Origin of the sequence: Arthrobacter sp. G119Y2, assembly GCF_038069765.1 — a bacterium.
Lineage (GTDB): Bacteria > Actinomycetota > Actinomycetes > Actinomycetales > Micrococcaceae > Arthrobacter_B.
The window spans coordinates 307,927-330,900 of record NZ_JBBPFS010000004.1 but is presented as its reverse complement, the minus strand read 5'-3'; the positions used below and the strand labels follow the sequence as shown (position 1 = coordinate 330,900).

Annotated in this window: 22 protein-coding genes, 1 tRNA gene and 1 pseudogene; 15 read left to right on the top strand and 9 right to left on the bottom strand. The window is 64.7% G+C overall.

Annotated features, from left to right (window positions below; genetic code table 11):
- Positions 1 to 141: 141 nt before the first annotated feature.
- Positions 142 to 585: pseudogene (locus WKB88_RS10865) on the bottom strand (SRPBCC family protein); the annotation flags it as partial.
- 183 nt (positions 586 to 768) lie between these two features.
- Between WKB88_RS10865 and WKB88_RS10860 the strand changes: the two are divergent.
- Positions 769 to 1,266 (top strand): Dps family protein, encoded by a 498-nt coding sequence (locus WKB88_RS10860; protein WP_341394574.1) that lies wholly within the window; start codon positions 769 to 771, stop codon positions 1,264 to 1,266.
- Positions 1,267 to 1,338: 72 nt separating this feature from the next.
- Here WKB88_RS10860 and WKB88_RS10855 read toward each other — a convergent pair whose 3' ends face one another.
- Positions 1,339 to 2,046, bottom strand: a complete 708-nt coding sequence (locus WKB88_RS10855) for a FadR/GntR family transcriptional regulator (RefSeq protein ID WP_341394573.1) — start codon at positions 2,044 to 2,046, stop codon at positions 1,339 to 1,341.
- Between the two features lie 153 nt (positions 2,047 to 2,199).
- Here WKB88_RS10855 and WKB88_RS10850 point away from each other — a divergent pair, with 153 nt between their 5' ends.
- The 5 genes from WKB88_RS10850 (at position 2,200) to WKB88_RS10830 (ending at position 7,111) form a co-directional block, all read left to right on the top strand.
- A complete protein-coding gene (locus tag WKB88_RS10850) occupies positions 2,200 to 2,718 on the top strand; it encodes a gluconokinase (RefSeq protein ID WP_341394572.1) in 519 nt (172 codons plus the stop codon).
- A gap of 97 nt (positions 2,719 to 2,815) precedes the next feature.
- The gene (locus tag WKB88_RS10845; protein ID WP_341394571.1) at positions 2,816 to 4,216 is read left to right on the top strand and encodes a GntP family permease; all 1,401 of its coding nucleotides are present in this window, start codon (positions 2,816 to 2,818) and stop codon (positions 4,214 to 4,216) included.
- A gap of 165 nt (positions 4,217 to 4,381) precedes the next feature.
- Positions 4,382 to 5,155 (top strand): metal-dependent hydrolase, encoded by a 774-nt coding sequence (locus WKB88_RS10840; protein ID WP_341394570.1) that lies wholly within the window; start codon positions 4,382 to 4,384, stop codon positions 5,153 to 5,155.
- 62 nt (positions 5,156 to 5,217) lie between these two features.
- Positions 5,218 to 6,957, top strand: coding sequence for a cation:proton antiporter (locus tag WKB88_RS10835; protein WP_341394569.1), 1,740 nt, complete (start codon positions 5,218 to 5,220; stop codon positions 6,955 to 6,957).
- Positions 6,947 to 7,111 (top strand): hypothetical protein, encoded by a 165-nt coding sequence (locus tag WKB88_RS10830; protein ID WP_341394568.1) that lies wholly within the window; start codon positions 6,947 to 6,949, stop codon positions 7,109 to 7,111. Before WKB88_RS10835 ends, WKB88_RS10830 begins: the two co-directional genes overlap by 11 nt.
- On the opposite strand, the gene WKB88_RS10825 is transcribed toward WKB88_RS10830, so the two are convergent.
- Positions 7,108 to 7,920 (bottom strand): LysR substrate-binding domain-containing protein, encoded by an 813-nt coding sequence (locus WKB88_RS10825; RefSeq protein ID WP_341394567.1) that lies wholly within the window; start codon positions 7,918 to 7,920, stop codon positions 7,108 to 7,110. The two genes, WKB88_RS10830 and WKB88_RS10825, sit on opposite strands and share 4 nt — an antisense overlap.
- Before the next feature lie 125 nt (positions 7,921 to 8,045).
- Here WKB88_RS10825 and WKB88_RS10820 point away from each other — a divergent pair, with 125 nt between their 5' ends.
- Complete coding sequence (locus tag WKB88_RS10820) at positions 8,046 to 8,477, top strand: DUF5997 family protein (protein ID WP_341394566.1); 432 nt, start codon at positions 8,046 to 8,048, stop codon at positions 8,475 to 8,477.
- Positions 8,478 to 8,690: 213 nt separating this feature from the next.
- Here the strand turns inward: WKB88_RS10820 and WKB88_RS10815 are convergent.
- Positions 8,691 to 8,773: transfer RNA gene (locus tag WKB88_RS10815), tRNA-Leu, on the bottom strand.
- Between the two features lie 432 nt (positions 8,774 to 9,205).
- On the opposite strand from WKB88_RS10815, the gene WKB88_RS10810 reads away from it, so the two are divergent.
- From WKB88_RS10810 to pknB, 7 genes are read left to right on the top strand one after another with little or no spacing between them, the layout of a single operon-like run.
- Complete coding sequence (locus WKB88_RS10810) at positions 9,206 to 9,934, top strand: DUF3662 and FHA domain-containing protein (RefSeq protein ID WP_341394565.1); 729 nt, start codon at positions 9,206 to 9,208, stop codon at positions 9,932 to 9,934.
- On the top strand, positions 9,934 to 10,419 hold the full coding sequence (locus WKB88_RS10805) for an FHA domain-containing protein FhaB/FipA (RefSeq protein WP_445818903.1): 486 nt from the start codon (positions 9,934 to 9,936) through the stop codon (positions 10,417 to 10,419). Before WKB88_RS10810 ends, WKB88_RS10805 begins: the two co-directional genes overlap by 1 nt.
- Before the next feature lie 44 nt (positions 10,420 to 10,463).
- Positions 10,464 to 11,942 carry a PP2C family protein-serine/threonine phosphatase gene (locus WKB88_RS10800; RefSeq protein WP_445818911.1) on the top strand — a complete coding sequence of 493 codons (1,479 nt, stop codon included), beginning with the start codon at positions 10,464 to 10,466 and terminating at the stop codon, positions 11,940 to 11,942.
- Positions 11,942 to 13,366 (top strand): FtsW/RodA/SpoVE family cell cycle protein, encoded by a 1,425-nt coding sequence (locus tag WKB88_RS10795; protein ID WP_341394563.1) that lies wholly within the window; start codon positions 11,942 to 11,944, stop codon positions 13,364 to 13,366. Before WKB88_RS10800 ends, WKB88_RS10795 begins: the two co-directional genes overlap by 1 nt.
- Positions 13,363 to 14,817, top strand: a complete 1,455-nt coding sequence (locus WKB88_RS10790; protein ID WP_341394562.1) for a peptidoglycan D,D-transpeptidase FtsI family protein — start codon at positions 13,363 to 13,365, stop codon at positions 14,815 to 14,817. The genes WKB88_RS10795 and WKB88_RS10790 overlap by 4 nt, the downstream gene beginning before the upstream one ends.
- Positions 14,814 to 16,658, top strand: coding sequence for a protein kinase domain-containing protein (locus WKB88_RS10785; RefSeq protein ID WP_341394561.1), 1,845 nt, complete (start codon positions 14,814 to 14,816; stop codon positions 16,656 to 16,658). The genes WKB88_RS10790 and WKB88_RS10785 overlap by 4 nt, the downstream gene beginning before the upstream one ends.
- Positions 16,659 to 16,664: 6 nt before the next feature.
- Positions 16,665 to 18,593, top strand: coding sequence for a Stk1 family PASTA domain-containing Ser/Thr kinase (gene pknB, locus WKB88_RS10780; RefSeq protein WP_341394560.1), 1,929 nt, complete (start codon positions 16,665 to 16,667; stop codon positions 18,591 to 18,593).
- Here pknB and WKB88_RS10775 read toward each other — a convergent pair.
- Genes WKB88_RS10775 through WKB88_RS10765 form a run of 3 tightly spaced genes read right to left on the bottom strand, consistent with a single transcriptional unit; the run spans position 18,590 to position 20,236 of the window.
- Positions 18,590 to 19,252, bottom strand: a complete 663-nt coding sequence (locus WKB88_RS10775; RefSeq protein ID WP_341394559.1) for an aminodeoxychorismate/anthranilate synthase component II — start codon at positions 19,250 to 19,252, stop codon at positions 18,590 to 18,592. The genes pknB and WKB88_RS10775 overlap by 4 nt on opposite strands.
- A gap of 5 nt (positions 19,253 to 19,257) precedes the next feature.
- Complete coding sequence (locus WKB88_RS10770) at positions 19,258 to 19,428, bottom strand: hypothetical protein (protein WP_341394558.1); 171 nt, start codon at positions 19,426 to 19,428, stop codon at positions 19,258 to 19,260.
- Between the two features lies 1 nt (position 19,429).
- Complete coding sequence (locus WKB88_RS10765; protein ID WP_341394557.1) at positions 19,430 to 20,236, bottom strand: class E sortase; 807 nt, start codon at positions 20,234 to 20,236, stop codon at positions 19,430 to 19,432.
- 214 nt (positions 20,237 to 20,450) lie between these two features.
- Between WKB88_RS10765 and WKB88_RS10760 the strand changes: the two genes are divergently transcribed.
- Entirely contained in the window at positions 20,451 to 20,702 is a 252-nt protein-coding gene (locus WKB88_RS10760) for a cell division protein CrgA (protein WP_341394556.1), read from the top strand.
- A gap of 691 nt (positions 20,703 to 21,393) precedes the next feature.
- Here WKB88_RS10760 and WKB88_RS10755 read toward each other — a convergent pair.
- Together WKB88_RS10755 and WKB88_RS10750 are read right to left on the bottom strand one after the other, a co-directional pair.
- A complete protein-coding gene (locus WKB88_RS10755) occupies positions 21,394 to 22,095 on the bottom strand; it encodes a rhomboid family intramembrane serine protease (RefSeq protein ID WP_341394555.1) in 702 nt (233 codons plus the stop codon).
- 231 nt (positions 22,096 to 22,326) lie between these two features.
- Positions 22,327 to 22,869 carry a peptidylprolyl isomerase gene (locus WKB88_RS10750; protein ID WP_341394554.1) on the bottom strand — a complete coding sequence of 181 codons (543 nt, stop codon included), beginning with the start codon at positions 22,867 to 22,869 and terminating at the stop codon, positions 22,327 to 22,329.
- Positions 22,870 to 22,974: the final 105 nt, after the last annotated feature.

The window sequence follows — 22,974 nt, the reverse complement described above, 5'->3', positions numbered from 1 at the left end:
CCCGAGCGGTCAGAGACCGGCGCGGGGACCGCCTGATTCCGGATCATCCATGGCGGGGTCGGATTCAGGCGCAGCCGCAAGCCCCGATGTGGAGGTGGCTGCGGGAGCAACCGGCGCCGGATCAGCCGTGGGCGGAGCATCAACGTTCCCGCGCCAGGCGCCGGTGGGGGCGCCGCGGCCTTCAATGAACTCCTTGAAGCGTTTGAGGTCAGACTTGACCTGGCGGTCATCTGCTCCGACAACGTGTCCGACCTTCTCCATGAAGGTTTCCGGATCCCAGTCCAGCTGGACCGTTACGCGGGTTTCGGAATCGCCGAGCCGGTGGAAGGTCACCACTCCGGCGTGCGAGGTGCCGTCCGTGCTCTTCCAGGCGACCCGCTCGTCCGGGTGCTGCTCGGTAATTTCCGTGTCGAAAACGCGCTCCACGCCGCCGATTTTGGTCACCCAGTGATTAGTAGTTTCGGAAGTCTGGGTGATGCTTTCAACACCGCCCATAAACTGGGGAAATGATTCAAACTGCGTCCACTGGTTGTAAGCCGCGGACACGGGAACAGCAACATCGATTGATTCTTCTACGGTGGTCATATACGTCCCTACGGTAGTCGGATCGTGCGTCATTTCGGTGTTCACGCTACCCAAGGGACCTGTGGACTTCAACCGGAAGGTAAGCTTACTTAGGTTGGCGGCTGCCGATTCCCTCCCCCGGCCAGGGGCAGTGAAGCGCGCAGGCGTCTTTCGTCAACATATTTCGTCACTATTGGAGGAAACGTGAAGGCATCTAAAGAACTGACCACCAATCTGCAGGCCGTACTCGTCGACCTCATCGAACTGCATCTGCAGGGCAAGCAGGCACACTGGAATGTTGTGGGCAAGAACTTCCGCGACCTCCACCTGCAGCTCGATGAAATCATTGAGGACGCCAGAGTGTTCGCCGATGAATTGGCCGAGCGGATGCGTGCGCTGGAGGCCGTCCCGGACGGCCGCAGCGTGGCCGTTGCCCAGGGAACCTCGCTGCCGCCCTTCCCCGCCGGGCTGGTTGACACCAAGGACACCGTAACCCTGACCGTGGGCATGCTGAACGCCGCCGTCGGAACCATGCGGGAGGTCCATGACCAGGTGGATGAGGAAGATCCCACCACCGCGGACATCCTGCACGGTTTCATCAGCAAACTCGAACAGTATGCGTGGATGGTCAACGCCGAAAATGTAAAGCCCACCGCCTCGGTCGTCACCCCCGACCACGCCAACGCACAGGCAACTCTGTAACTGCTGCCGCGTCGGGCCTGCGGCCGGACCGTCCCGCCGGGGACGGCCGGCCGCTGCCGTTTAACCCGGCAGCTACGTCACCGCAGTGCGGACTTCTTCCAGCAGGGCGGCCATCTGCAGCATCGCTTCGTCGCAGTCGCCGTCCGCCACGGCCCGTGCCACCTGCTCGTGGCCCTGCAGTGCCACTTCCCGCGGGTGGTCGGGCATGAGCCCCTGCAGGGTCCGCCCGGTCAGGACCTCCGCGACAACCGAATCCAGGGACGCAAACATTTCGTTACCGCTGGTGCGCAGCAGGAGGGTGTGGAAGGCGATGTCGGCCGCCAGGAAATCATCCAGCCGGCCTTCTTCCCCCAGCTCCCGCATCTGCGCGGCAAGCTCCACCAGCGTTTTCCGGTCCTCCGTGCCGGCGTGCCGTGCCGCCCCGCAGGCTGCCATCGGTTCCACCGCCACCCGCAGTTCCGTCAGCGTCCGGTACTGCTCGTCCCGGCCGGGACCGTTCAGGCGCCATCGGATGATTCTGGAGTCGAACCAGTTCCAGTGCCGCGGCTCCTGGATCACGATCCCGATCCGCCGCTTGGAGTAGACCAGGTTCATGGACTCCAGGATCCGCATGCAGTCCCGCACCACCGTGCGGGAGACGCCAAATTCTTCCTGCAGGCCGTCCAGCGTCAGCCGGCCCCCGGGCTGGAGGACTCCGGAGATGATGTCGGCACCGATGGCGTCAATGATGGCACCGTTCATGACGGTTGCCGCCGGCCGCTGCGGCACACTGCGCTCCACGCTGTTCCCCTGACTGCCTGTTGCGGCAAGATCTACAAAAAACAAGCCTAGCGCGGCATTGGTGTTATCAATCACTTGTATGGTGATACCTTTGTGCTCAGATTACTTCGGAGGGGTTCGCCCGCTCCGCGACAACGGCGTCCAAGGAGAGACATGAGCCCCACCCCCCAGCACCTCGTCATCATGGGTGTTTCCGGTTCCGGCAAGACCACCATCTCCACGCTGCTCTCGGAGCAGCTGGGCTGGATAGCCGCGGAAGCCGATGAATTCCACCCCGCAGCGAACATTGCGAAAATGTCCTCCGGCACCCCGCTGACCGACGAGGACCGCTGGCCCTGGCTGGACTCCATCCGCACGTGGATGGACACCCAGGCCGGGAACGGGCGGTCCACGATCGTTACCTGTTCCGCGCTCAAGCGGGTCTACCGCGATGTGCTGGCCACAGCAGCGGGAGAAGTGCACTTCATCCACCTCAACGGGGACGCCGCCGTGCTGCGCGAACGGATGAAGACCCGCAGCGGCCATTTCATGCCCGCTTCCCTGCTGCCCTCCCAGCTCAACACCCTGGAGCCGCTGGCCGAGGATGAGGCGGGCATCGTCGTCGACATCCTGAAACCTCCGGGCGAGATCGCCGGGGACATCATCACCCGGCTGCACCTCCCCGCCAACTAAGCCCTAGCAACAACCCCACACCAACGGCTCATGCTTCGGCGCCTGCCGCAGCAGCCACCCACCCAGCAGCAGTTCCCCACAACAACGGAGCAAATCCATGACAATTGAAGGCTGGTCCCAAACCCTCGGCGCGGGTCCCCTCCTCCTGATCGCGGCAGGAGCCATCGCGCTGCTGCTGTTCCTGATCCTGAAACTGCGCCTGCATGCCTTTGTCTCGCTGATCCTGGTCAGCCTGCTGACGGCGTTCGCCACCGGCATTCCCACTGCCAGCGTGGTTACGGTGCTCACCGGAAGCTTTGGCTCGACGCTGGCCACGGTGGCCCTGCTGGTGGGCCTCGGCGCGATGCTTGGCCGGCTGGTGGAAACCAGCGGCGGCGCCAAGGTTCTGGCGGACACGATGATCCGGGCCTTCGGCGAGAAGCGCGCCCCCTTCGCCCTGGGCGTTGCCTCACTGATTTTCGGCTTCCCCATCTTCTTTGACGCCGGCCTCGTGGTCATGCTCCCCGTGATCTTCTCGGTGGCACGGCGCCTGGGCGGCGGAGTGCTCCGCTACGGACTTCCGGCTGCCGGAGCGTTCTCCGTTATGCACGTCTTCGTACCCCCGCACCCCGGCCCCGTCACGGCCTCCGGGTTCTTCGAAGCCAACATCGGCGTCGTGCTGATCATCGGCCTGGTTATTGCCCTGCCCACCTGGTACGTCACGTCCTATCTGTTCGGCCTCTGGGCGGGCAGGAAGTTTGTCCTGCCGGTCCCCCCTGTGCTCGGTGAAGTCGACGGCGACGAGATCAAGAACCCGCCGAAGTTCGGCACCGTGGTGGCCGTCCTGCTGCTGCCCCTGATCCTGATCTTCCTGAACACCGGGCTGAACACCCTGGCCTCGGCCGGCGTCGTTTCCGCCGAAGCCGCCGAGCAGCCCTGGTTCGCTTTCCTGCGCACCCTGGGTGAAACGCCGGTGGCACTGTTGATTTCCCTCCTCGTGGCCTGCGTGGTCCTGGGAACCCGGCGCGGTGAATCCAAAACGGCCATCGAGAAGGTCCTGGAATCCGCGCTGGGCCCGGTCTGCTCCGTCATCCTGATCACCGGCGCCGGCGGCATGTTCGGAGGCGTCCTGCGCACCTCCGGCATCGGTGACGCGCTGGGCGACGTCCTCAGCGACCTCGGTGTTCCGCTGATCCTCGCCGGCTTCCTGATTGCCGCCATCCTCCGCATCGCCCAGGGTTCGGCCACGGTGGCCCTCACCACCGCCGCCGCACTGATCGCCCCGGGCGTCCTGGACGCCGGATACAACACCGTCCAGACCGCCGCCATGGTGGTGGCCGTCGCCGCCGGCTCCGTGGTGGTCAGCCACGTGAATGACTCCGGCTTCTGGCTGGTTGGCCGGTTCATGGGTATGGATGTCAAAACCACCCTGAAGACCTGGACCGTGCTGGAAACACTGATCGGCGTCATGGGCTTTGGCTTGGCGGCAGCAATCTTCGGCCTGGCTTCGCTGGCCTAACCGGCGCACGACGACGGCGGGGCACCCGGGCGGGTGCCCCGCCGTCGTCGTGTCCGCGGTGCTGATGTGACTGGCGTGCCGGAAGTGTCACCGGCGCGTGAAAACATAAGAAGTTACGAAAGTTTTCGGTGCTTCACACCGCCCTAGGGAAGGACCCCACGCACCATGATGGGTGGTCATCACGCAGCATCAGGCGCAGCAGCCTGGATTGCTGTCGCTTCAACCGCACCGCACGCCCTCGGCTGGTATCCGGTGACGCCGCTGGGCGTGGTTACCGGAGCCCTGCTCACCGCCGGAGCAGCCCTGCTCCCGGACCTCGACCACCACAGCGGAACCATTGCGCATTCCCTGCCGCCGGTCACCAAGGTCCTGGCCCGCATTACCGAGCAGATCAGCGGCGGACACCGCCGCGGCACGCATTCCCTGCTGGGGCTGGCGGTGTTTGTTGCCCTGTCCACCGCGCTCGGCAAGGTCACCGCCGTCGTCCCCCTCTTCGGTTCCGTGGCCGTGGGGGCGGGGCTGCTGTCGGTACTGCTGATGGGTTTTGCACTCAAAGCCCTGAAGATCGCCGGCGGTCCCGGCCGCAGCTGGCTGCTGGCACTCGGACTTTCGGCCTTCATTGCCGTCTACGCCCCCGAAAACAATGACTGGCTTCCCGTGGCCGTTGGGCTGGGCGTCGCCGTTCACATTGTCGGAGATTTGCTGACCCATCAGGGCGTCATGATCCTCTGGCCTCTGCGGATCAAGCGTCCGCGCTCCCTGGCCGGCATGCCGGTGCTGAACAAGCTGTGGCGCAGCAGCGGCGCCATGTCACTGCCCCTCATCGGTGCAGCGGGATCGTGGCGGGAATGGGCCCTGATGGTTCCGGTCACCGTCTACGCCATCTACGGAGTCATCCATGCCGCCTTCCTGACCCTGACCCAGTGGGCTGTGGCCTAGCGGCTGCATTCCGGCGGCTCCGCCGCCGGGAAAATTAGAATCGTTCACCGTCGTGAACGATAATGGCGGGTGTGGAACTAGCCCTATTTGCTGTCATCGGCGTGGCTGTCATCGTCACCGTCGCCGCATTTTCCAAGCGGCTGGGCATTGCTGCGCCCCTGATCCTGGTGGTGGTCGGGCTCGGGCTGTCATATCTGCCCGGCCTGCCCACCTTCACCGTTCCGCATGAAGTGATCCTGATGGGTGTGCTGCCTCCGCTGCTGTACGCGGCGGCGGTGAACGTCCCCGTGGTGGACTTCCGGCGGAATTTTGGCGCCATCTCGAGCCTGTCCGTTTTCCTGGTGCTGTTCTCGGCGTTTGCCACCGGACTGCTGCTCTATATCCTGCTGCCGGATCTGAACCTCGCCGCCGCCATTGCGCTGGGCGCCGTCGTCAGCCCGCCGGACGCCGTGGCTGCGACCTCAATCGGCAAGAAACTCGGACTGCCGCCGAGGCTGGTGACCGTCCTCGAGGGTGAAGGGCTGGTCAACGACGCCACCGCCCTGGTACTGCTGCGCTCTGCGATCGCCGCCAGTGCCGGCGGCCTGGCCAGCATCTGGGACGGGGTGGCCGACTTCGGATTTGCGGTGGTCGGCGCCGTCGCCGTCGGGCTCCTGGTGGGTGCTGCCACCGTCTACATCCGCTCCAAGCTGCATGACCCTGTCCTGGATACCGCCATTTCCTTTGTGGTGCCCTTCCTGGCCTTTATTCCTGCCGAGGAAATGCATGCCTCCGGAGTGCTGGCCGTGGTGGTTGCCGGGCTGTACACCGGGCACCGCAGCGGATCTGCGTTCAGTGCCCAGGCGCGGATTAATGACAGCGTCAACTGGCACACGGTCCAGTTCCTGCTGGAAAACGGAGTCTTCCTGCTGATGGGACTGGAAATCCGGTACCTCGTGGAGGAAATCAATCCGGAACTCCTGACCGTCGGGGAGTCCGTGGGGATCGGTTTGGCGGTGACAGCCCTGCTCATTCTCATCCGGTTTGCCTGGATGGGTCCGCTGATCCTGCTGCTGCGGGCCAAGGTGGGTTACCAGGAAAGGCGGACCAACCGGTTCCGGGCCGCCCTGGACCGGGTGAAGCTGCAGGGTCCCGGAGATGAGCGGGCCCGGCGCCGCGCCGAGCGCAGGGAGCAGATTTACCGCCGCCGCAAAAGCGACATTGTGCAGCTGCGCGCCGAAGGCCTGGACTGGCGCGGCGGCGTGGTGATCGGCTGGTCCGGCATGCGCGGCGTGGTGACTCTTGCCGCGGCACAGTCACTGCCGGACAGCACTCCGTACCGGGAACAGCTGGTGCTGATCGCGTTTACCGTGGCCGTGGTGACCCTGCTGCTGCAGGGCGGAACCCTGCCCTGGGTGATCCGGGCGCTCGAGGTCCGCGGGGTCAATGCCGCTGCGGACCAGCGCAGCCTGGCGACCCTGCTGGACCAAATCAGCGATGCGGGCCTGCGGGTCCTGGAGAATCCGGCTGCCTGCCTCCATCTGGATGCCGATGTGGATCCGGACGTCGTGGAACGCGTGCGGCAAAGCACCTTCCTGCGCAGCGAGCTGGCCTGGGAGCGGGTCAAGGCTCTCGGTGTCGGGACCTCCCCCACCCCCCAGCTGCAGTACCGCGAACTGCGCCGCGCCGTCGTCGACGCCGAACGCGAGGCGCTGCTGCTGGCACGCAGGGAAGGGCACTTCCCGTCCCGGACCCTCGCCGACGCCCAGCGCCTGCTGGACTTGGAAGAGTCCCGGCTGAAGCCCCGGCTGGGTGAGCACTGACCTGTCCGGAACGTCCCTGCCGCCGGACAGGCCAGTCCTGATGGAGCTGAAGCCGGTGTTTCCGCGGGTGTCCGCCAGCGGGACGCCGGGCGCGAACCCGACGCTGCGCCGCTCGAGCGCCAAGCTGACGGGACAGACGCGGCTTCCGGGCTAGCGGCCCCCGCGCGGCTTTCCGCCCTGGCGGCTGCCCTTGCCTTTGCCTGCGGCGCTGCCCTTGCCGCCGGCGCTCCCCTTGCCGCCGGCGCTCCCTTTGCCTGCGGCGCTCCCCTTGCCACCGGAGCGCCCGCCGGACGTCGAGGCGGTCTTGTCGGCGCTTCGGCTCTGGCGTTCCTTTGTCCGCTGCCGGGCCGTCTTTTTTTGGTCCGCCTGCACGGAGGGCTGGCGTGAACTGTTCGCCGTCCGCCCGCGCACAATACCCACCAGCTCTTCGATTCCCTCGTCCTCGCTGTCCTCCAGCCAGGCAACGGCAATCCGGGTCCCGGGAACACCGGTCAGCGGCCGTGCCACGACATCACGGCGGGAGTAGAGCTTTGCCACGGACATGGGAAGGATCAGCAGCCCGGCACCCGAAGCAACCACTTCCATGCCGACGTCGGCGCCGCCGACCTCACGGATGTCCAGAAGGTTCTCGCCGGCCAGGTCGGCACGGTCCAACTCATCGAAGGCGGCGACGGCGGAATCCTTCGCCGCGGCCACTACCGGACGCTCGTCATAGAGGGCGATGACGCTCAAGCCGGCGGGACGGGTGTACTCCTGATCCGGAACGCGGACAAAGACCACGTCGGCGCGCCCGGCGCGCAGGTCATCCTCAACCGAATCTTCGGGGCACTGATAAGCCTGCAGCTCGCGGTCCTGCCGCTCATTCCACCGGCCGATCCATTTTCCGGGCGTCACTCCGGGAACGTAGGCCAGCTTCAGGGGACGGGCTGGACGGGGCGTGTGGTGGGGGGCATCAGTTGGCACCTTTTCAGGTTAGCCCAGGCAGGACACCCATCATTTCCCTGCCGGTAGCCAGGGTGTTGTCCGGCCATGCCGCCCGCGTGCCGCTGAAGGATACCCGCGCCTCCTGCTCCGGATACCCTTATTAGATGACTTCCGAGAAATCCCAATCCATGAAACCTGCCACGGCAGCCAAGAAACTGGGCATCTATCTGCCCGCCGCTCCGCAGGAGTTCCAGGACGGGCCTATTTCCCGGGCCCAGTTTGATGAACTTCAGTCCAATCCCCCTCAGTGGCTGGTGGATCTGCGCCGCAACGGCCCGCACCCCCGCCCCGTCGTCGCGCAGAAGCTCAACATTTCCATCAGCGGCCTTACCCGCTCCGGCATCACGGAAGCCCTGACCACGGAGGAAATCACCGCTCTGCTGGCCGCTCCGCCCGCATGGCTCGTCGAAGAACGCGCCAGCTTTGCCGCAGTGCGAGAGGAAGCCAAGCGCGTCAAGGAAGCAGAGGCCAAGAAGGAGCGCAAAGCCCAGCAGGCAGCGCACATGGCGGCGAAAGAGCCCAAACAGCGCCGCTAGCCCCCGGTTCCGTCAGGCCTGTTCGGCAGACAGGAGCTTCACTGCCGGAAATACGGAGGTTGCCGGTGTGCCGGCAACCTCCTGCATCGTGGCGGCATCTACCGTACGGATTACGGGCGCCGGTTTCGCTGCGCCGACCGGAGGTTCGGGAAGACCGGCGGTTTTGGGCATAAAAAAATCACCCCGGTCTCTCGACCGGGGTGATTCATTTTGTGCGCGAGGGGGGATTTGAACCCCCACGCCCTTTCGGACACTGGCACCTGAAGCCAGCGCGTCTGCCGTTCCGCCACTCGCGCCTAAATGGTTTCCCGTGGAGAGTGTGCCTTCGGTCTCACAACCGGCGGCGTCTCGATTCCTCGGGAACAGCAGAATCAAGCATACCCACATTTTGGGGAAACACCTAAACGGCCGTGGAATCGGGTTAAAAACCGCGCGTTTGCAAGGTTTTTGGGTACCGGGAGTGCCAGGAAGCACAGCTTCGCCGCCTGCCCGGGGGCACGCTTGCGGCCGCGCGACACCTTCGGGCGCCGCAGCCGCGTTAGGACATTTCTCAGCTGTCCCCAGTAGTATCGAAGAGGACCTGTGTACCTTTGGCCTGCCTTGTCACTGCGCTGGAATCGCCCCTGCGGGCACATTCGGCGCCGCTGCCGGGCGGCTGGTTATGGCACATTGGTCCACGTATCAGCCGGACATCCGGACAGCATCAGGACCTAGGGAAGGAGGCGGACATGGGCTTACTCGATAACGTCGAACGCGGGATCGAAAAGGTTGTGCGGGGTGCCTTCTCCTCGGGCTCGTCCGGCAGGGTGGAACCACTTGAACTGGCCATCGCCCTGCGGCGTGAACTGGACGAGCGCTCCTTCACGGTGGGTCAGGGACGCACCCTGGCACCCAACGTCTTCACTGCCCGCCTGTCCGACTCAGATTTCAAGCGCGCCCAGGAATGGGGAGCACCGCTGGCTGAAGAGCTGTGCGACGTCGTCATTAAGCACGCCCGGAGCCAGTCGTACACCCTCCAGGGTCCGGTGCGTGTTTCCTTCACCAGAGACTCGGCGCTGAAGCCCGGCGTCCTCGAGGTTGACTCCGCAACGGAGAAGGCCGGATCGCCCGCACCCCGCGCGACTCCCCCGCCCACTCCCCGCCAGGGGCCGGGGCGGATGCAGCCTGTTTTGGATATTGACGGTCAACGGTATTCGCTCAACGCTCCCTCCGTTGTTCTCGGGCGGTCCTCCGAGGCCGATATCCTCGTTGATGACACCGGCGTTTCCCGCCGGCATCTGGAAATCCGCACCGAAAACGGTGCCAGCCGCGCCATCGACCTCGGTTCCACCAACGGAAGCTTCGTCAACGGTCAGAAAGTACAAGGGGAAGCAGATCTTACGGATGGTTCCACTATTGCCATGGGTCGCACCCGCATCACGTTCCGGCTTCTGCCGCATCGGGCCGGGGGACGTTAGTGAACGGTGAACTCATCGTGACCCTGCTCCGCTACGGGTTCCTGATTCTGCTGTGGCTGATGGTCCTCAGCGTCGTCGGAGCGATCCGGCGCGATTTGGTGGTCGGCAGCCGCAACCGGACCGGTACGCCCAGCGCACGGCAGATCCGCCGCAACCCGGCCCTGGAAAAGCAGGCGCCCGCTCCGGCCAAGGTCCCGGCCCGCCAGGTTGTGGTGACCGAGGGACCGCTGCGCGGCACCACGCTGGAGCTCGCCTCCAGCCCCATCCTGCTCGGCCGCGCCCAGGAAGCAACGCTCGTGCTCGATGATGACTACGCCTCCGGCCGTCACGCCCGCCTGTTCCCCCAGGGCAGCCGCTGGTTCATCGAGGACCTCGGATCCACCAACGGCACGTTCCTCGGCGGCAGCCAACTGACACGGGCCCTGCCCGTGGAACCCGGGGTGCCGATCCGCATCGGCAAGACGGTCCTTGAGTTGAGGCCTTAGCCGTGGCGCTGGTGCTCAAATATGCAGCACGGTCCGACGTCGGCATGGTTCGTTTGAAGAATGACGATTCCGCCTACGTCGGCCGCTATCTTGCCGTCGTCGCCGACGGCATGGGCGGCCATGCAGGCGGCAACGTTGCCTCGGCCTCCACCGTCCTGGACCTGGTCCATCTGGACCGGGGAACGTACGACGACGAGCCCCTGACCGTGCTCGCCGATGAAATCCAGGCCGCGAATTCCCTCCTTTCAGAACTGGTAACCACCAGCCCGCAGCTGTCCGGGATGGGAACCACCGTGACGGCGCTGCTGCTGAACGGCAACCGGTTCGCTTTTGCCCATATCGGCGATTCACGCGCCTACCGGCTCAAGAACGGCGTCTTCGAACAGGTCAGCATCGACCACACCTTTGTCCAGCGGCTTATCGATGAAGGCCGGCTGCGCCCCGACGAAGCCGAAGTACACCCCCACAAAAACGTCCTCATGCGCGTGCTTGGCGACGTGGATGCCAGCCCTGAGCTGGATCTTGCCACTTTCGAGGTGGAACCGGGCGAGAAATGGCTGCTGTGTTCTGACGGGTTGACGGCGGTGCTCCGGGACTCGGACATCGAAACAGTCCTCCGGGAGACCCCGGACCTGCAGCGCTGCGTGGACATCCTGGTGGAGCTCACCCTTGCAGGCGGCTCCCCGGACAACGTGACGGTTGCGGTCATCGAAATTGACGAAGTCCCGGATGATTCGCTTCCCGCCGAAACCCCTTCCTCCCGCATCCCCCTCCCCGGTGGACCCGTCCTGCCGGCAGCTTCGCCAGCCGCAGCAACGGCCACCGCCGGCAACGACAACACTGCAAACCCGTCGGATACCGGGCCCAACGACGACGAACCCATCCGTGCGGACCTGATCCGTCAGGACCTTTCCTCGCGTCCGCACATCCTGGTGGGAGCAGCATCGCTGGCCACCGAAACCGGACAAATCCCCATCGTCACCAAAAGGACGGCCGAACGGCGCGCCGCCCGCCTGCTGACCCATAAGGCCGCACCGGAATCCGAAGCCGCACCCGAGCAGGAATCGCCCAAAAAGCGGCGGCGCTGGCTGGTGCCTGCCGCGCTGGCCCTGATAGCCGTCCTGCTGGCAGCCGTGCTCTGGGTCGGCTACACCTGGACCCAGACGCGCTACTACGTCGGCTCCAGCGACAACAACGTCGCCATCTACAACGGCGTCTCGCAGTCACTCGGACCGATCCGGCTTTCCACCGTCACTGAACGAACCGAGATTCCCGTGGACAGCCTTCCCGAATACCAGCGCAACCGGGTCCAGGGCACCATTCCCGCGAAGGACCTGCTGCACGCTGAACAAATCGTCGAGGACCTCCGGGGCACGGCCCAGTCCGGTGCCTGTGATCCCGCTGCCCCCGCCACGACGGCTCCGGTCGCCGGCGGTGCGGCCCCCGCACCCTCGGCGTCGGCCTCTCCTTCGGCGTCCGCGCAGCCCCCTGCCAGTCCCGTTAACTGCGGAGGGCAGAAGTAATGTCCGATGTGCTGACCGTGCCCAAATCCCGGCGCAACATCGAAGCAGTGCTCCTGCTGCTCGCCCTTCTGGTGGGTATCGGGGCGAACTTCGTTGTCGGCCTGGACCAGGACCGGGCCTTTGACTCCGACTTCTGGACCCAGGGAGCCACACTCGTGGGACTCGTTCTGGTGTTCCACATCGTCCTGCGGATCCGCGCAAAGTATGCCGATCCGGTAATACTTCCCATTGTCACAGCGCTCAACGGGATCGGCCTCGCGATGATCCACCGTCTGGACATCGCGAACGACGATAACGCCGCCGACCGGCAGCTGCTCTGGAGCGCCGTCGCGGTCGCCGCGGCCATCGCCGTGCTTTTCGTGATCAAAGACCATCGGATCCTGCGGCGGTACACCTACATTTCCCTGATTGTCAGCGCCATCCTCCTGCTGCTGCCGCTGATGCCCGCTCCTCTGGGACAGGAAATCAACGGTGCCCGGATCTGGATCAACGTCGGTTTCGGCACGTTCCAGCCCGGGGAGGTCGCCAAGATTACCCTCGCTATATTCTTCGCCGGGTATCTATCCACCAACCGCGATCTCATCCTGATGGCCGGCCGCAAGGTGGGTCCGCTGCAACTGCCACGGCTCAAGGACCTCGGCCCCATGATGGCCGCCTGGGTTGTCAGCATCGGCGTGCTGGTCCTCCAGCGCGACCTGGGTTCCTCCATCCTGTTCTTCGGCCTTTTCATGGCGATGATCTACGTGGCCACGAGCCGGGTCAGCTGGGTGCTCATCGGCGTTGCCCTGCTCGCCGCCGGCGGTTTTGTCGCCATGCAGCTTTTCAGCCACGTCGCGCTGCGGATCGACGGCTGGATTAATGCCTTCGACCCCGAGGTCATCGACCGCCCGGGCGGCAGCTGGCAGGTGGTCCAGGGCCTGTACGGGCTCGCCAGCGGCGGCCTCGCCGGAACGGGGCTGGGACAGGGCCGCCCTGACCTCGTCATCTACGCCAACTCCGACATGATCATCGCCGCCCTGGGCGAGGAACTGGGCCTGCTGGGCATCTTCGCAATTGTGCTGATGTATGTCCTGCTCGTCTCCCGCGGATTCCGCGCCGCACTGGGGACCCGCGACGGCTTTGGAAAGCTGCTGGCGTGCGGGCTGTCCTTCACCATCGCACTCCAGTGCTTCGTCGTCATCGGAGGCGTCACCCGCCTCATTCCGCTGACCGGCCTCACCACGCCGTTCATGTCGGCGGGAGGATCGTCGCTGCTGGCGAACTGGATCATTGTCGCGCTGCTGCTGATGATCTCCGACGCCGCCCGCCGTCCTGCGGCCACGGGGCCCGTGACCGGGCCCATGGTGCCTGCAATGCAGGAGTCACCGGTGGGCTCGGCACCGCGGAAAAACAAGTCAAGGGACCGGGAGGTGCACAGCTCATGAATCAGGCCATCCGCAACAGCTGGATCGTAGCTCTGTCCATGTTTATCGTCATCCTCGGGTCGCTGACCTACGTCCAGTTCTTCGCCGCCGAGGAGCTTAACGCTGATCCGAACAACAACCGGACCATCTACCAGAACTTCGGCCAGAACCGCGGCGCCATCCTGGTGGACGGAGCTCCGATCGCTGAATCCGTGCCCTCGGATGATCAGTTCAACTTCCAGCGGGTTTACCACCAGCCCGAGCTCTACTCCTCGCTGACGGGATATTTCTCCCTGGCCAGCGGAGTCACGCAGCTGGAAAGTGTCATGAATGCCCAGCTCAGCGGGACCAGTGACCAGCAGTTCTTCGACCGTCTGGTGCAGCTGGTCTCCGGCAACCCGGTCCAGGGTGCCTCGGTGGAGCTGACCATCGATTCCGAACTGCAGCAGCTGGCCTACGACCTCATTCCCGAGGGCCAAAAAGGCTCCATCGTCATGATGGAACCGAAAACCGGAAACATCCTGGCCATGGTGTCCAAGCCCAGCTATGACACCAATCTCCTCGCCGGCCATGACACCACGGTGGTGGAACAAAACATGCAGGAACTGCTGACCGTCGAGGGGCTGTCCCCCTATACCAACGCCGCAACCCAGTCGCTGCTGGCCCCCGGGTCGGTCTTCAAGCTCGTGGATGCCGCCGCCGCCCTTGAGTCCGGCGAATATGACGCTGACACGCTGATCGACAATCCGAATTCGCTGCCGCTGCCCGGCACCAACATTTCCCTGCCGAACTACACCAACGGCAACTGCGGTGTCCGGACCGAGGCCACGATCGGATTCGCGCTGGAGCAGTCCTGCAACACCGTTTTCGCGCAGATCGCCTGGGATCTCGGCGAGGATGCCATTGCCTCGCAGGCCGAGAAATTTGGCTGGAACGAATCCCTGCGGCTTCCGGACCGCGGCATTGAAAACATAGTGGCCAGCGGCTTCCCCACTGAAATGGACCAGGCCCAGCTGGCCCAGGCCTCCATCGGCCAGTACAGCGTCACGGCAACTCCGCTGGAGATCGCCATGATGTCCTCGGCCATCGCCAACAACGGTGTCCAGATGACCCCCAACCTGATTCGGAATGTCCGTGCGGCCGACCTGTCGATCATTGACGAGCCGGAGCCGGAAGTCCTGAACACTTCAGTAAGCCCCGAGACCGCCCGCCAGCTCACTGACTGGATGGTGGGCGTCGTGAACAACGGCACCGCATCCGCAGCTCAGGTTCCCGGTTTCAAGGTGGCCGGAAAGACCGGCACCGCCGAAGTGGAGAACAAGGGCGACAACGCCTGGTTCACCGGCTTCGCTCCGGCCGACGACCCCGAAGTGGCCATTTCCATCGTCATGGAAGACGTGGACCTGACCACCGGATCCCAACTGACCACTCCAAGCGCGCAGAAACTCCTAGAGGCGGTGTTAAATAAGTGAGGCCTACATCGGGAATCACCTTAGGCGGCAGATTCCAGCTCACTGACCGTATCGCCATTGGCGGTATGGGTGAAGTCTGGAAGGCACGGGACCTGGTCCTGGGCCGGATTGTTGCCATCAAGATCCTCAAGGAGGAGTACACCGGGGATCCTGGTTTCCTGAACCGTTTCCGGGCCGAGGCCCGCCACACGGCGCTGTTGAACCACGAAGGCATTGCCAACGTGTTCGACTACGGCGAGGAAGAGGGATCGGCCTACCTGGTGATGGAACTGGTTCCGGGCCTGCCCCTGTCCTCCATCATCGAACGCGACAAGAGCCTGACGCCGGACCGCGCCCTTTCCATCATCGGCCAGACGGCCACCGCACTGGCTGCCGCCCATAAGCAGGGTCTCGTCCACCGCGACGTCAAACCCGGCAACCTCCTGATTCTGCCCGACGGCCGCGTCAAGATCACCGACTTCGGCATTGCGCGCCTTGCCGACCAGGTGCCGCTGACCGCCACCGGACAGGTGATGGGCACCGCCCAGTACCTGGCGCCGGAGCAGGCCACCGGCCAGCAGGCCACCGGCTCCAGTGACATCTACGCCCTTGGCGTCATCGGCTATGAGCTTTTGGCCGGTACCCGCCCGTTCTCCGGCGAATCACAGATTGCCATTGCCCTGGCACAGGTCAATGACACCCCGCCGCCGCTGCCCGAGAGCATTCCGCTTCCGGTCCGCGCGCTGATCATGTCCATGCTGGCAAAGGACCCGGCCGACCGGCCCTCCGACGCCGAAGCGCTGGCCCGGGCTGTTGCAGCCATCCGCCGCGGTGACATTGCCGCTGCCGAAGCTGCCGTTCCCGGCATGCTGCTCTTCGGCGGCGGCGGCGCCACTGCCGTGACCGATGCGGTGACCGCGCCGGTGCCCACCACCGGAACCTCAGCCACCCGCGTAGTGAACACCGCGCCGTCCACCTCCGCACTGCCCACCGTCGCGGGCGCGGCAGTGGGGTCGGAGTCCGCCGCGACCGGCGAGCTCGCAGCATCGCGTGAGTGGACGGACGAGGATGTGGACGACGTCGACGGCGATGCCTCCGACGGTGACGGGGATGATGCTCCGGCCAAGCGCCGCAGCCCCTGGCTGATTCCCCTCATTGCCGTGCTGGTGCTGATCATCGCCGGCGCGGTTGCCGCGTTCCTGCTCACCGGATCCAACGACGACGAGGCGGAGCCGGCGCCGTCGGCCACGTCCTCCCAGCCCAGCCCGAGCGCCACCCGCTCGGCGTCCGCCACTCCGACGGAGAACGCCGACGAAATCACGATCAACGCCGCCAGTTTTGAGGGCCGTTACTTTGCCGATGTGGAAGCTGAGCTGAGCAATCTCGGACTTTCCGTCAGCGGCAACCCGGTGGAATCCGGGGACAACCCGGAAGGGCTGGTTTTCGACGTCAGTCCCGTAGGCGTGCTCTCCCGCGGCGATCGGGTGACGGTCAGCTACTACACGGCACCGGAGCCCACCGCCGAGCCCAGCACCCCGGCACCGAGCGAGACCATGACCACGGTTCCCTCCGGACTCAGCGGACAGACCTCGGCCGCTGCCGAACAGCGGATCAGCGCCGCCGGCCTGGTCCCGGTCAACGGAGGCACACGTGCCTCCAACCAGCCGCAGGGAACGGTGGTGGCCGTCAATCCGTCCGAGGGCGCACCTCTTCCCCAGGGATCAACCGTGACGTACTTTACCTCCGAGGGACCCGCCGCAGTTGAACCGGCCCCGACGAGCGTTCCGGTGCCGGAGCCGTCCCAGACAAACCAGGCCACCGTACCCGCAGCACCCAGCGGCACGAATCCTTCGGCCGGGTAAGCCATCATGAGCGCAGACTTCCTTAAAGGACAGCCCACCCTGAATACCGAGCGCGTATTGAACGACCGCTACGAAATCGCTGAGCTTATCGGCCGCGGCGGCATGGCAGACGTGTACCTTGGCCGGGATATCAGGCTGGGCCGTTCCGTGGCTATCAAGGTGCTGCGCCCCGATCTCGCCCGCGATCCCCTCTTCCAGTCCCGCTTCCGGCGGGAGGCACAGGCAGTAGCCGGACTGAACCACCCGGCAATTGTTTCCGTTTACGACACGGGCGACCAGGAGTCCCCGGGGTCGTCGCCGGACGACGTCCGGCTTCCGTTCATCGTGATGGAGTATGTCCCGGGGCGGACGCTGCGGGACCTGGTCAAAGCCGGGGAGATCAGCATTGACAAGGCTGTCGAGTACATCCTCGGGGTCCTTTCGGCGCTGGAATACAGCCACCGTTCCGGCATTGTCCACCGGGATATCAAGCCCGCCAATGTCATGGTCACCGCTGACGGCGGCGTCAAGGTCATGGACTTCGGCATTGCCCGCGCCATGGCGGATTCCGCCGCCACCATGACCCAAACCCAAGCCGTCATCGGCACGGCCCAGTATCTTTCACCGGAACAGGCCCGCGGGGAAACCGTTGATGCCCGGAGCGATCTCTATTCGGCTGCCTGTCTGCTGTTTGAAATGCTGGCCGGCCGGCCCCCCTTCATCGGCGACAGCCCGGTCTCCGTGGCGTACCAGCACGTCCGTGAAACGCCGCCGAAAGCCAGCAGCTTTAACGCGGAGATCCCCGCAGCGCTGGATGCCGTACTGGAACGCGGCTTGGCGAAGGACCGCCGGGACCGCTACCAGGACGCCCATGCGTTCCGCGATGCCCTGCTCGCTGTCCGCAGCGGGGAGCCTGCCCATGATCCGGCACCGGCGACGGATGCCACCGAGGCCCTGGCCGTTTCAGCCCCGGCCCGTCCCGCCGTCGACGTCAGCGCCATCGAAGACGAGCCGCGCACGCGGGCCATGGCCCGGGTGCGGGCCGGCGGTCCGCTCACCACTTCCGCCGAGGGAAAGGACGACGGCGGCCACGCCCCCGAGGCACTGGCCATCGGTTCCACCGGAGAGCGGGATCCGGAGCAGAAAGCCCGGCGCCGGGCCTGGATCACCACGCTGTTCATCGTCCTGCTGCTGCTGTTGGGCGCCGGAACCGTGCTGGCCTTCAACCTGATGAATCCCAAGGAAACGGCCCCGGCAACGGCCGTGATGCCCGATGTGCAGTCCAAGAGCCAGACGGACGCGCTGAACATCATCATGGACGCGGGGTTCGGACCCCCGACCATCAAAACCGAATACAGCGACACCGTGAAGAGCAGCCTTGCGATCGGTACCGAGCCGGAGGGCGGAACTGAGGTTCCGCTAAATGAAAATGTCACTCTCCTGATCTCGCAGGGGCCCTCCAGCGTGACCATACCGACCAACCTGGCCGGTATGACGGAACCCGAAGCACGCGATGCCCTCCGAAGCCTTGGCTTGCAGGGCGGAACAACGGCAGAGGCGAACAGCGCCACAGTGGCGGCGGGCAGGGTGCTGTCCACCAATCCGGCCCCCGGCGAGGCCGTGCCTGTGGGCAGCAGCGTGAATCTGGTGCTCTCCACCGGCAACGTGACTGTTCCGGATCTCATCGGCACAACTTTGGAGAATGCGCAGATCATCCTCGCCGATCCTGCCTACCAGCTGCCGGTCACCGTCAACGAGGTGGAAAATGCGACCGTACCCCCCGGCACGGTCACCGCGCAGAGCGTCCCCGGCGGAATGGACGTGGAGCAGGGAAGCACCATCTCCCTCACCGTGGCCAAGGCGCCGGTTGAACCAACGGAGGAACCCGAGCCCAGCCCGAGTGCCTCCCCTGAACCGTCAGAGACGGCAAAGGGGAAGAAGAAGGACAACGACTAGCGGGACTGGGCGTCGGATGCGGTGGACATGAGCGGGCTGAGAGTGGCGGCGTGGGCCGCCGCTCCGGCCAGGCCCAGTCCTTCCAGCCAGTTTCCCAGCATCTGGTAACCGCCTTCGGTCAGCACCGATTCGGGATGGAACTGCACCCCGGAAAGAGGCGCGGAGGCGTGGCGGAGTCCCATGATGATTCCGCTGTCGGTGCGCGCCGTGACCTGGAGTTCCTTCGGAATGCTGTCGGCCACTGCCGCCAGGGAATGGTAGCGCGTGGCTGTGACGGGGCTTGGCAGACCGGCAAAGACATCGGTGCCCTCATGCCGGACGAGCGAGGTTTTGCCGTGCATGAGTTCCGGTGCGTGGGTCACCGTCCCCCCGTAGGCCTCGGCCAAGGCCTGATGTCCGAGGCAGATCCCGAGCATCGGCTTGTTGACTTCCCCGCACCAGCGGATCAGATCAACGCACACGCCGGCCTCGGCCGGAGCTCCGGGGCCAGGTGAGACCAGGACGCCGTCGCGGGCGGCAGCCAGCTCAACGGCTTCGGCGAGGGTGACATCATCGTTGCGCACCACTGTGGTCTCCGCGCCAAGCTGCTGGAGGTATCCCACCAGCGTGTAAACAAAACTGTCGTAGTTGTCGACAACCAGGATTCGGATGCTGCTCATGCGTTCTAGGAACCGCCAATCGTGGAGTCGGTGAGGGGATTGAGGAAGCTGTATTCGGAGAACCACGGAAAGACGTAGTTCATGAGGAGCAGGACCACCCCGGCAATCAGCACGAGCGCCGTGAGGATGCGCACCCAGAGCGGACCCGGGAGATTTCGAAAGATCCAAGCGTACATTTTACTTCGCTCCTTCCGCGTTCTGGGCTACTTGGGCAGCAATCTCAGCGGGCGGTCCAGCGGACAGCGGCTGCCAGTCGTCCATTACGGCGTAGGCGATAATCCGCTCCTCCGCGCCAAAGCGGGGGTTACAGCTGGTCAGCGTCAAGAAACGCTCGGTCGGTATCGCTGCAGGCTGCGTGGGGACGGGCGCAATGACATCCACCCGGTCCGGCAGCACGATCTGGTTGTTGCGGTAGACGTACGTGTAGTAGCCGTCCTTGGTCTGCACGTAAATCTCGTCTCCCGGAACAAGCGTATGAATGGCATCCAGGACCTGCCCGTGTGTCTGCCGGTGTCCCGCAACCGCAAAGTTTCCGATTTCTCCCGGCATCGCTGTGGAGGGATAGTGCCCCAGTCCCAGCGAATCCAGCACCGCTGTCCCGACGCCGCTGGTGACCGGACGGGAATAGGTGTCCCCGAACCGGGGAATATAGACCACGGCAAAGGTGCGGCCCTCCTCTTCGATGGCGGGCAGCACCACCGGGTCACCGTAGTCGGGGACCGACGCCGCAGCATCCGGTGCCGGTGCAACCGGCCCGTCGAATTCGGAGAACAGGTTGCCCACGGCCTGCTCCTGTTTGTTGTTGGCGTCGATGTTGGTCCACCAGAGTTCCCACACGACGTACAGCACCAATAGCAGCCCCAGGGTGATCAGCAGTTCACCGATCACCTGAATCACCAGTTGACCGGGACTGCGCCTGCGTCTCCGTTCGCCGGCCGCGCGGGATCCCCGGCGCGTGTGCGTTGCCCTGCTGGTGGTCGCCATAGTTCCCCTTTTCCTTCAAGACCAGAGTGTCGTGCGGCGGCACGGATGGGGACCGATATTCGCTACGATGAGTACAAGGGAAACACCCAGGTGCGGTGGCAGCCCCCAGTCAGGATACAGCCGGGCAGCAGCCCGCTGGGGCAGCACTGCACCCCGGGCCCCGCCATGACCGTATACACCGGCGTCAAAAGAGCCGGTTCCGCCAGGAGGATCCGTGCCCGAGTCGAAGTCCCGCAAGAAATCCGCACCCGCAGCGCCTGTATCCAAGGCAGCTTCGGCCCCCAAGCCCAATCCGGTTTGGTACAAGCCGGTGATGTTCGGATTGATGATCATCGGACTGCTGTGGATCATCGTCTTCTACATTTCGGAGAGCCGTTTCCCGGTTCCCGCACTCGGAGCCGGCAACATCCTGGTGGGCTTCGGCATCGCCATTGTCGGTTTCCTTATGACCACCCGCTGGCGCTGAGGACAGCTTCCTCCCGGCAGTACCGTTACCGAAGCTGACAGAGACCCTTAGCAGCGCCGAGAGCGCACAGGACGGCGCAGGTTGCCCGGCTCCCGCCGGTCAACCTGCGCCGTCCTTTTAATGCCGGGTCACGCCAAGCAGCCGATCAGGAGCGGTCAGCACCGGCAGTACATACGGGAACATGCGGGATCTATCGTGCAGATAGCGGGTACAGACGGATCCATCGTGCAGCTGCGAGATGACCATGCAGCCACAACCGCAACACCTTCCCCTGTGCAGAACCTTTGTGCACACACTGTGCACAGAGTTATCCACAGGTGTGCGTAACTTTCCGGAGCATCCGGGCGAAATCACCGGCATCACGGGCTCAGAAGTTATCCACAACTGTGGAATTACATGTGTGTAACTCAGTTTTACCTCTGGATAACCTGTTCACAGCTGTCCCCACAGCCTGTGGATAACTTTCAGTATCGAAGCCTGCATGAGGTTTTCGCAGTGGTTCCTCCCAGCGGGGCACCTCCCAAGAACACCCGTCCGCAACCACGCAAACCCCTTAATCACTGCTGGTTTGCAGCCGGAAAGGGCGCAGTCGGCGCCGCTAACGGGCACTGCGTCACCACGAGTTATTAACACTGTGGGTATCCCTGTGGAAAACTCGCGGGTGCCTGTGGATTGGATGCCGCGGCGGGGTTTAGACCAGGCCCTTGGCCCCGGCCAGCACCATCGTCAGAATGCACAGGACCACGGCGATTGCTGCCAGCCCGCCGAACTGCACGAGGGACCGGTTCTTGCCCTTGGGCGCGTAGACGAGGACGGCTGCACAGGCCGCGCCGGTCAGGAGACCGCCCAGGTGCGCCTCCCAGGCGATGTTGGGAACAAAGAGTCCCAGCGCAAAGTTGGCGGCCAGCAGAATCAGCACGGACCGCACACTGGCACGCCGTTGCAGCAGGACCACCAGCAGGGCTCCGAAGAGGCCGAAGATTGCCCCGGATGCCCCGACAACCGCTTGGAAGAGCGGGCTGATCGCCAGTACGCCCACCGAGCCCCCGAACGCGGAGATGAGATACAACAGGGTGAAGCGGAGCCGGCCCAACTGCGGTTCCAGCCCCTGCCCCAGGAACCAGAGAGCGTAGAGGTTGAACAGGATGTGGAGTATTCCACCGGGGAAATGTAAGAAAGCCGAGGTCAACATCCGCCACGGTTCGACGCCGGTAAGCACCGGAGCGTACCAAAGCTGCTGGGTGAAGGGCGGATAGAGGAACTGAATGACAAAGAACACCGCGCAGAGGGCCATCAGGGAGATGGTGACAACAGGCCTGCCCTGCGACACCCTGCCCCCGTAGGGCGTCCGGTATTCCGGGGCCTGCCGCCGGCTTTCGCGGAAACAATCCACGCACTGGACCCCTACCGGGGCTGCGTGCTGGCACTCCGGGCAGGCTGCGCGGCCGCAGCGCTGACAGCGGATGTAGCTGACCCGGTCGGGGTGTCGCGGACAGACGGGAACCTGTGAGGCCGGTGTTTCAGCAGGCACTCCATACGACATTGCGGTACTCCCAAAAAGAAATGAGGCCAGATGGACGAAAGGCCCCGGCCGAAAAATCCGACCGGGGCATCCGTGAAAAAACTAGAGCTGCTCGACGGTGATGTTCTTGATAACAACGTCCTCGGCCGGCTTGTCGCGCATGTCGGTGGCGACGGCGTTGAGCTGGTCAACCAGTGCGCGGGACTCGTCATCGGCTACCTCGCCGAAGATGGTGTGCTTGCCCTGCAGCCAGGTGGTCGGCACGGAGGTGATGAAGAACTGCGACCCGTTGGTGCCGCGTCCCATCTGGATGCCGGCGTTGGCCATGGCCAGCTTGTACGGCGTGGAGAAGTCCAGGTCGGGGTTGATCTCGTCGTCGAACTGGTAGCCCGGTCCGCCGGTGCCGCGGCCCAGGGGATCGCCGCCCTGGATCATGAAGTCCTTGATGATGCGGTGGAAGATGGTGCCGTCGTACAGCGGACGGCTGGTCTTCTCTCCTGTTGCCGGGTCGGTCCACTCGATCTCACCGGTGGCGAGGCCGACAAAGTTCTTGACCGTCTTGGGCGCGTGGTTGCCGAAGAGGTTGACCTTGATGTCGCCAAGGGAAGTGTGGATGGTTGCAATTGCGGTAGGAATAGCAGTCATATATTTCATTGTTCCACGGCGGCGCCGCCCGTGGGCGGAAATGGCCAGGTTCAGCGCACAGTGAAAAGTCCGTCCCGTCCGGACCGTCAATAGCACGCACCTGCC